The sequence below is a fragment of the Flavobacterium pokkalii genome, from assembly GCF_014596575.1.
GTDB lineage: Bacteria > Bacteroidota > Bacteroidia > Flavobacteriales > Flavobacteriaceae > Flavobacterium > Flavobacterium pokkalii.
The window spans coordinates 1-1,551 of the sequence record NZ_NASZ01000050.1 but is presented as its reverse complement, the minus strand read 5'-3'; the positions used below and the strand labels follow the sequence as shown (position 1 = coordinate 1,551).

The 1,551-nt window shown below is 30.9% G+C and carries 2 protein-coding genes; both read right to left on the bottom strand.

The window, feature by feature from the left end; all coding sequences use genetic code 11:
• Positions 1 to 252: 252 nt before the first annotated feature.
• Positions 253 to 693 carry a hypothetical protein gene (locus B6A10_RS16190; RefSeq protein WP_188221702.1) on the bottom strand — a complete coding sequence of 147 codons (441 nt, stop codon included), beginning with the start codon at positions 691 to 693 and terminating at the stop codon, positions 253 to 255.
• 11 nt (positions 694 to 704) lie between these two features.
• Positions 705 to 1,551, bottom strand: an 847-nt coding sequence (locus B6A10_RS16185) for a hypothetical protein (protein WP_238929433.1), incomplete at its 5' end; no start/stop codon positions are given.

Below are 1,551 nucleotides of genomic sequence, written 5' to 3'. Positions count from 1 at the left end.
TATGATAGCTTATTTTTTACACACAAAACCCTGCTAGAGTTTTAAACTCTAGCAGGGTTGAAATACAAGAATAACTACAACTTTTTAGGGTTGTAGTTTCTTGATTTGTAGTGCTTGCTCACTGTTGTGGGTGCGAAGTCAGAGACGTTCGCACAGCACCCCCCTGCTTTTATCAACGTTTAGTTATTAATGAACACTTCGAATAGCTGGGGTTATTAAAGAACACTTCGAATAGCTGGGCATTGGGATATTCTATTTTTTATATCCGAGCGATTGTGGACCTTTATTTGTAACCCTCCATTTATTTAAAAGTATAAAATACTTTTGATTTCCAATGTTTTCAGTCTTAGAATATCTAATATAAGATAGTATTATTTCATTGTCAGAAATTTTTTCTATTTTATATTCCTCATCGTCCCAAACAAAAGTTGAATCATTTTTTATAGACCAAGTACGATAGCCACTTATTATATCGCCGTCATTGTTGAAAAGTTTAAAGCCTTCATTGATGTATTGTAAGTATTTATCATGGCTACCGTTTTCTTTGAATTGAAAATATATTGCTCCTTGGTTATATTCGTAATTATAAAATTCCCAATATTCATTATTATTGGCAATAATTTTTTTTTCTATACTTGATTTTTTGCAGGCTATACAAAGTAGTATAGTTATAAATAAAATTAGTTTTTTCATATTAACTAGCATTATTGGGGTTCATCAATGAATTTATATGGAATGTAATCAGTATATACACCATCTACTATAACTCTTAAAGATAATGTTCCTTTAGCAAACATAAATTGAGGACGTTCAATTTTAACCCTTCCATTGTTTTTATTATATTCATCTATTTTGGCAAGGATTTCATTTTGGGTATATTTATCCGCTACTCTATCCATATTTAATAAATAATTAACAAAAGAACCTGCATTTCCTTTCTGAAAATCGATGGTTGTGCTTTTGTAGGTAACATGGTTAGCTGTTTTTATGTACACATCTACATGAGTAGATAAATTTCTTTTAAAATCAATTTTATTATTATCATCCACATGAAATATCTCGTGTTTTAAAATGCTTTTAAAATTATTCACATTGTCTAAATCTTTTGAATAACCCCCGTTTGAATTTAGAGTTATTATACTTCCTTTTGTGCCATCTCTAAATTTAACTGGATAAACTGTGCTTGCTGGGTTTTCGGAGGATAAATCAGTACCATTTCGGGAAGCAATATAAAAAAAGTTATTCATATCATTTAATTCTCTTGCTAAAGATGCAGCATATTTATGTAATGCCATTCTATCAAAATGTGAATCTGGATTTAACTCAGATGGTTTTTTGTATGTTCCATCTTCAGATTTTATTTTTACGGTAGTACCGTCAATATTAAAGTCGGGTGACGATAGATTATCGACATCTATTATATCCACAAAATCGCTTTCAAACAGAGTTTCCTCACACGGACACATAACTACCCCTGTTTGCTTGGTTACAGTTATTTTGCTAGTTATGCTGGATTGCGTTGCTGTGCAAACTTTCATACATGGTTCTTGG

Coding starts and splice junctions, on each gene's coding strand:
- B6A10_RS16190 (WP_188221702.1), bottom strand. CDS start 693: ATGAAAAAACTAATTTTATTTATAACTATACTACTTTGTATAGCCTGC.